8 protein-coding genes are annotated in these 6,530 nt (G+C 43.8%); 4 read left to right on the forward strand and 4 right to left on the reverse strand.

Annotated elements, in window-relative coordinates; all coding sequences use genetic code 11:
- Window positions 1-41 precede the first annotated feature (41 nt).
- Window positions 42-959, reverse strand: a complete 918-nt coding sequence (locus tag C7R91_RS24160; RefSeq protein ID WP_047067712.1) for an RNA ligase family protein — start codon at window positions 957-959, stop codon at window positions 42-44.
- A 528-nt stretch (window positions 960-1,487) separates the two neighbouring features.
- On the opposite strand from C7R91_RS24160, the gene C7R91_RS24165 reads away from it, so the two are divergent.
- On the forward strand, window positions 1,488-2,438 hold the full coding sequence (locus C7R91_RS24165; protein WP_047067714.1) for an AAA family ATPase: 951 nt from the start codon (window positions 1,488-1,490) through the stop codon (window positions 2,436-2,438).
- Between the two features lie 59 nt (window positions 2,439-2,497).
- Here the strand turns inward: C7R91_RS24165 and C7R91_RS24170 are convergent, their stop codons facing one another.
- Both C7R91_RS24170 and infC read right to left on the reverse strand, forming a co-directional pair.
- Window positions 2,498-3,250 (reverse strand): DUF4184 family protein, encoded by a 753-nt coding sequence (locus tag C7R91_RS24170; RefSeq protein WP_047067715.1) that lies wholly within the window; start codon window positions 3,248-3,250, stop codon window positions 2,498-2,500.
- Between the two features lie 21 nt (window positions 3,251-3,271).
- Window positions 3,272-3,757 (reverse strand): translation initiation factor IF-3, encoded by a 486-nt coding sequence (gene infC, locus C7R91_RS24175; RefSeq protein ID WP_047067717.1) that lies wholly within the window; start codon window positions 3,755-3,757, stop codon window positions 3,272-3,274.
- A gap of 201 nt (window positions 3,758-3,958) precedes the next feature.
- On the opposite strand from infC, the gene C7R91_RS24180 reads away from it, so the two are divergent.
- From C7R91_RS24180 to C7R91_RS24190, 3 genes are all read left to right on the forward strand, one after another.
- Window positions 3,959-4,426, forward strand: a complete 468-nt coding sequence (locus tag C7R91_RS24180) for a MarR family winged helix-turn-helix transcriptional regulator (RefSeq protein WP_174769370.1) — start codon at window positions 3,959-3,961, stop codon at window positions 4,424-4,426.
- Window positions 4,427-4,473: 47 nt separating this feature from the next.
- Window positions 4,474-5,706 carry a multidrug effflux MFS transporter gene (locus C7R91_RS24185; protein ID WP_047067718.1) on the forward strand — a complete coding sequence of 411 codons (1,233 nt, stop codon included), beginning with the start codon at window positions 4,474-4,476 and terminating at the stop codon, window positions 5,704-5,706.
- Window positions 5,707-5,818: 112 nt separating this feature from the next.
- Complete coding sequence (locus C7R91_RS24190) at window positions 5,819-6,250, forward strand: VOC family protein (protein WP_047067721.1); 432 nt, start codon at window positions 5,819-5,821, stop codon at window positions 6,248-6,250.
- Between the two features lie 97 nt (window positions 6,251-6,347).
- On the opposite strand, the gene C7R91_RS24195 is transcribed toward C7R91_RS24190, so the two are convergent.
- A partial coding sequence (locus tag C7R91_RS24195; RefSeq protein WP_146142147.1) for an IS3 family transposase occupies window positions 6,348-6,530 on the reverse strand: 183 nt, incomplete at its 5' end.

Here is a 6,530-nt window from a genome sequence, read left to right on the forward strand (position 1 = left end):
ACGTTACGGCAGCGGGGCACGCCACCTGAAATCAACTTATGTCATGGGTTACCTGCCGCTTTCTCCGTGAAAATCTCCTTCATAAAAAGCGGAATCACTTTGCTAATCGCTTTGCGGAGCTCCTTCTCATCGTATCCATCAGGCAAGGCATCCAACTCTTCCTTGAGGATATCTTCATGGATGCGGAGATTCAGATTTTTCAGGATAACCCCCATGTCTTTTACACCAAAGGTCTCTTCCAGTACACCTTCATCAATCAATTTGTAGAGAAACTTCTCCACACGCGCGAGTGTCACATACTGCTCTACAAACAACACTTCTCCCGGCTTGGGCTGATTCGGATCTTTCGGTGGCTTTTGACGTTTGACTTCACTAAATACATCCGTGACGATTTTGACATATATCTGCCGTCCAAAACGATCCCGGTAATCGGCATTTTTTACGACGATGCCCTCACCGATTTCTTCATCCCGGAGCTTGCCACCTAGCGCTGTTTTACCGACAAACGATCTGAGATGCTCTTCCCCTTGGTATTCCCCCTGATAAAAGACCGGTACGAGATGCAAGCCAAGTCGCTGCGCTTCCCTTTCCACGATAGCGAAATCCACATATTCGCAGGCAGCGGTGTCGTACATATCAAATAAAAAAAATTGCTTTTCATACTGGGGATATTTGATTTTATGCGGATTCAACCACTCTCCGAAATAAACCATGCCCGCCACGATTTTCTCTTTCGGGAGCTGTTGTGTCCATTGAAAAAAGCCATGCAGATTCTCTTCCTCATGCAATTCCGTATTTCGAGAAAATGCCCGGATGCTGTTTGTTTCTTCATCGTATCGAAAGCTTGCATTCGCTCCGTCAAGCTTTTCTTGAATGATAATGCTATCTCCTTCCTTGAATACGCTTTCTGTCGTTTGATGTCCGAGACGTACGACGTCCGTATATTTCTTTTGCTCCATCTTGATCCTCCGCATGTTTTGTAAAGTCCTTTATTTTGGGAGATTATACCATATTATGGAATTTTGAATGAGAAACCTTGAAGAAAACAGAACGACCATCACTCTTCGCTCACGGAGTAATGGTCGGTTGTCTTTTGATGCTGATTTATATTTGAAATCTCCTGGTTTTGGTTTTCATCAATTCTTTTTTGGTTAATTGACTCGCTTTTATCCTCACTGCTTGCACATGCGCTAATTTCTGAGGTTTCTTTTTTCCTTGGATTTTTGTGTTTTTAGAATCAGGCGCTCCAACTGGTGATCCGCTGTCTTCATTTACAACTTTAAGTCCAACCTTTTTCTGTTTTTTAAAATGACCGCCAAACGCTTATAACACTTTCATTTGTTCCTTGTACAAATCCACACATTTTTACATCTACATTCCAATCTCGCCCAATGACTTGTCCACTTCCATCTCTTGCGTAAAAACTGGCAGGTTTTCCGATGTTCCTGAGTATACTTTCTGTATGATGGTCAAGGCAGGTGAAACATGTGAAGCAAGCAGGAGCCATTCCTCAAACTGAAGTGCTCGAATCTTCAAGCAGTAATAATCGAATTCAAGTTGTATTCAATCGACCAGTTAGTGTTAAGCAGCTAAATACTTTACCTGAAATAGTTCGTACCACGTCGAGTTCCAATTTAACAACTGTTTTTGAAGAATTAGAAAGCCTGATTGGTTTACATGAAGCCAAGAAAACGATTTATGAAATTTATGCGCTCATCAAAATGAATAAAGCAAGGGAACGGCACGGGCTTAAAATTGAAAAGCAGGTTTTCCATATGGTTTTTAAAGGAAATCCCGGTACAGGGAAAACAACAATCGCACGCCTTTTCGGAAAGATCTTTAAGGAAATGGGTGTTTTAACGAAGGGCCATCTAACTGAAGTTGAACGTGCAGACCTCGTTGGTGAATTTATTGGGCACACGGCACAAAAGACCCGTGATCTAGTTAAGAAAGCCATGGGAGGAATACTGTTTATCGATGAGGCCTACTCATTAGCTCGTGGAGGTGAAAAAGATTTTGGAAAAGAGGCTGTAGATTGCCTTACAAAATGCCTTGAGGATTTTGGCAATGATTTCGTCTGTATAATTGCCGGGTACAATGATGAAATGGATACATTCCTTGAGTTAAATCCGGGACTGCCTTCACGTTTTCCTGTCCACATCAACTTTGCTGATTATGAGGTAGATGAGTTGATGGAAATTGCAAATGTAATGGCAAAGAACAAGGAGTATAAAATATCTCCAGAAGCAAGTGAAAAGCTGAGAAGAAGATTGCTAACAGTAACGAACGATCCGTTTCATGTAAATTTCAGTAATGCAAGATATGTACGAAATAATATTGAAAAGGCAATACGTGTGCAAGCCGTTAGATTGCTCAAAATTCCTGACCCAACCCGTGATGATTTAATGAATTTGAAGTCTGAGGATTTTTCAATTTAGACACAATAAAATCCCTCATATCGAGGGATTCTGTATTTTATTACCGAGGTAAACCTGCCCTATTTTTTCAAACTAAGCCTGTCCAAAGCGAAGCAGAGCACCACGATTCCAAGTAGTGATCCCGAGAGAAACGGGACGACTTGCTGCAAAGGATGGACGAAGGGTGATATTCCTTTAACGAGGAATGCGTGTAAAAAGACCGTCACGATACCAAACAACCCCACTCCGAACCAAAACAACCATTTTTCCAAGACAGGTACTTGTCTCATGACGATCTGTCTGTTTTTTTGCGCACTTTGTGCAATGACATACAATATGGCTAAGCCGCCGAAAAGGGTACTGCCGTGCTGCAACAGCTTGTAAACGGGTACTTGATAATGAGCGATCGAAATGGATTGTTGCAGGAACAAGAAGTGGTCAACCATACGACCACCGTCATGAGTGAAGGCGTCCCATGCGATATGACTCAAACTACCGAGTAACGCAGAATACACAAATACAAAGGCCGCACGCCACGCAGGCATTCTACTACCATTGTCTTTGTAGTCCAGACCTCGTCCAACCCACTCTGGCAAACGCGCAAGCATCGGCTTCTTGACCACGTACTGGTACAAAAACGCCAATAGGATCGCGATGGGCAAATCAACCAGCACCAATCCGAGCATGGTGTGACTATAAACACTGGATGGCTGCATCCGGAAGAAATACTCAAAATCGGGTGCCATACTGCCAAAAACGAGGGCAGAGAACGAAAACCACTTGCATTTGCGTAACGGCAGTACAATAGCCGGGTGAGAAAAAGTGAAAGGCATGTGCTTACTCCCTTTTCTTGATTAGAGCGGCAAAAGATTGGCAACTACCTGCTTGCCGCTTACTTGAATTCCTTTATCCTGTTTTCCGCAATGAGTCAGATCTTTGATGAACTGCTCAATTAATCGCTTGGCTTCCTGACTTTCCTTTTTCTCCAGTTTTACAGTCAATTGCACGGCATCCCCAGATGAAAGAATTCGTTCTGCCTGTCTTTTTTTCGTATCATAATCATGGTCTTCGATGTAGGCACTTAAACGAATTTCTTTTACTTTAACGCCTTTTTCTGCTTTTCGGTTTTTGGCGTTTTCCTTGATAACCTGTTCCTTATAATTCGTCCGATTCACTAACTGACAAGGCGGCGGACTCGAAGCCAAAGACAGACACACTAAATCCACTCCCTGTTCTTTTGCCATTTGTAACGCTTCTTTTGTGGAGATGATTCCGAGATCTTCCCCATTTACTCCTGTTAATTCCACGACAGCCGCTTTTATTTTTTCATTCAGGATCATCTTGATCTCACCTAACCTGTTCTTTCGATTTTCAAGGACATTATTACTTCTCCAAAGGATGCAGCGTATCCTCCCAAAGCTCGTAACTGCAAATCATTTTCATGACGAACACTAATCGTTTTTGTATAATAGGACAAGGCATTAAGCTTACGGGCGTCTTTAACAAAATATTCATTAGCAGACTAATTAATTGGGGGTACTTTGGTGGAGTTCAGTTATGCAACCGCATTAACACATTCTGCATCTCATGTGATGAAAATGCATCGGCAAAATGTAGAATTTCTGATTCAAAAATACGACGTTTATCCCGGTCAGCCCATTCTCTTGATGCGCTTGACAGAAAAAGATGGAATGATTCAAAGAGAATTGGCCCGAAAAATCGGAGTAAAGCCCGCTACGCTTACCGTCATGATTAATCGGATGGCAAAATCGGGACTTGTTGAGCGCAGAGCAGATGAACGGGACCAACGTATTTCCCGCGTTTATCTTACCGACAAAGGTCGGATGGCTACCAAGCACGTCAAAGAAGTATTACGCGTCATTGAGGAAAACTGCTTCATCGGATTCTCAGAAGAAGAAAAAGATGTTTTGCGGGGCTTACTCGATCGCATGCACAGCAACCTCCAAGCTTTTTACTCGCAAAATACGCAGTCCACTTCTGCATTGTAAAAAGCTTCTTTTCTGGAAAAATAATGAGAAAGGTTTGACAACTTGCCGTGAATAAACTAGCAAAAGAACTTGATTCCACATCCCTTACCGGTAACAAATCACGCCGATTGTGGATGGCTGCGATTCTAGGGTCACTTTCTGCCTTTGGCCCGCTATCCTTAGATATGTATTTACCTGCACTTCCTATGCTTGCCGATGATTTGCAAACGAGCACCTCCATGACTCAACTCAGTTTGACAGCATGCATGCTCGGTCTGTCCTTTGGTCAATTGTTCGCGGGGCCGATCAGCGACGTACGCGGTCGAAGAATCCCTTTGATTATCGGGCTCATTTTGTATGCGGTCTCTTCCTTTTTGTGTGCGGTAGCACCCTCTATTTATACGTTCGTCTTGCTTCGCTTCGTACAAGGTCTTGCTGGTTCTGCTGGTATCGTTATCGCCCGCGCTACGGTTCGCGATTTGTACGCAGGGACAGAGTTGACGAAGTTTTTCGCCCTCTTGATGCTCATTAACGGGATCGCTCCGATTGCGGCACCTATCGTAGGGGGACAAATCCTGGAATTCACTACCTGGCACGGCGTGTTTGTCGTTCTGGGTTTGATTGGCGCTATCATGTTCCTCGTCGTGCTGCTTGCTCTTCCAGAAACCTTGCCACAAGAGCGCCGCTCCAAGGCGGGAATCGGCAATACACTGACGACCTTTGGTACCTTGCTGAAGGATCGCGTTTTCATGGGTTACGCCATGGCGCAGGGACTGGTGATTGCTGCTATGTTTGCCTACATCGCCGGTTCGCCCTTTGTGTTTCAAAAAATATTTGAAGTGTCTCCACAAACCTTTAGTCTGATTTTCGCGATTAATGGTGTGGGCATTATTATTGCGAGTCAAATCACAGGGAAGCTTGCCGGGAAAGTGAAAGAAACTTCCTTGTTCATTGCTGGGATTACGATTGCGGGAATCGGTGGAATACTTCTTCTGGCAATGATTCTCCTTCAAGCTGGCCTTATTGCTGTGCTCGTACCCCTCTTCTTTGTTGTATCCAGTGTAGGGATTGTCGGCGCAACAGGCTTTTCCCTTGCCATGCAAAATCAAAGCAAGGCGGCAGGAAGTGCATCTGCTCTACAGGGGCTACTTTCCTTCATTAGCGGGGGAATTGTCGCCCCGCTTGTGGGAATCAGCGGCGAACATACGGCCGTACCAATGGGGATCATCATTGCTCTATCTACCATCGGCGCCATGGTCTGTTACGTAGTCATGATTCGTCGGAATTCATCAGCTTCCTGATCAATTCTCCACTTGCAAACATACGTTCTATGCATTACAATCACACTATGGGTAATAATAGTAAGTGGGCTTGACTAGTTGGTCATATGAAAACCAAGGGAGATGTTGACTGATGGCATTGCGTTTGATTCCTTACATTGTTTTGAATGGTACTGCAAGTGAAGCAATTAGCTTTTACGAGCAAGCTTTAGGTGCTGAAGTGCTGTATAAGCAAACCTTCGGTGAAATGCCGGAAAATCCGGAGTTCCCATTACCTGAAGAAGCCAAGAATCGCATCGGACATGCTACCATTCGAGTAGGTGAAACGGAACTGATGTTCTCCGATACCTTTCCAGGACAACCGCATCAGCTTGGTGATCAAGTGACCATCTGCATCTCGACCGATGATAAAGAACAAGCTCATAAGATTTTTGATGCCCTGCAAGAAGGCGGTCAAGTGATTATGCCTCTGCAAGAAACGTTCTTCAGCCCAGCATACGGCAATGTGAAGGACAAGTTTGGCATCACGTTCCAAATTTACACAGATAACCATTGCATGGAATAATATCAAAGCCCTGTTCGCTTTGAAGTGCCCCCTGTCAAGTAGACAGTGAAAAAACAAAAAGCTTAGACACCAATCTGAACTTAGGTTGGTGTCTTCTTTATGCCACAGAACTTTGTAGATATTGCCTATATTCTAGAGGCGTCATACGGTTTAGCCTTTTCTGGTACCGATGATTATTGTAGTAATTTATGTATTCCGTAATGGCTACTTCTAGCTCTTCGTATGTATTGAATTTCTGTAGATAGTACATCTCCGATTTTAACATTCCCCAGAATGATTC

This window comes from Brevibacillus formosus, from assembly GCF_003013405.1.
Lineage (GTDB): Bacteria > Bacillota > Bacilli > Brevibacillales > Brevibacillaceae > Brevibacillus > Brevibacillus formosus.

Coding starts and splice junctions, on each gene's coding strand:
- infC (WP_047067717.1), bottom strand. CDS start 3,757: ATGATCCTGAATGAAAAAATAAAAGCGGCTGTCGTGGAATTAACAGGA.
- C7R91_RS24160 (WP_047067712.1), bottom strand. CDS start 959: ATGGAGCAAAAGAAATATACGGACGTCGTACGTCTCGGACATCAAACG.
- C7R91_RS24190 (WP_047067721.1), top strand. CDS start 5,819: ATGGCATTGCGTTTGATTCCTTACATTGTTTTGAATGGTACTGCAAGT.
- C7R91_RS24170 (WP_047067715.1), bottom strand. CDS start 3,250: ATGCCTTTCACTTTTTCTCACCCGGCTATTGTACTGCCGTTACGCAAA.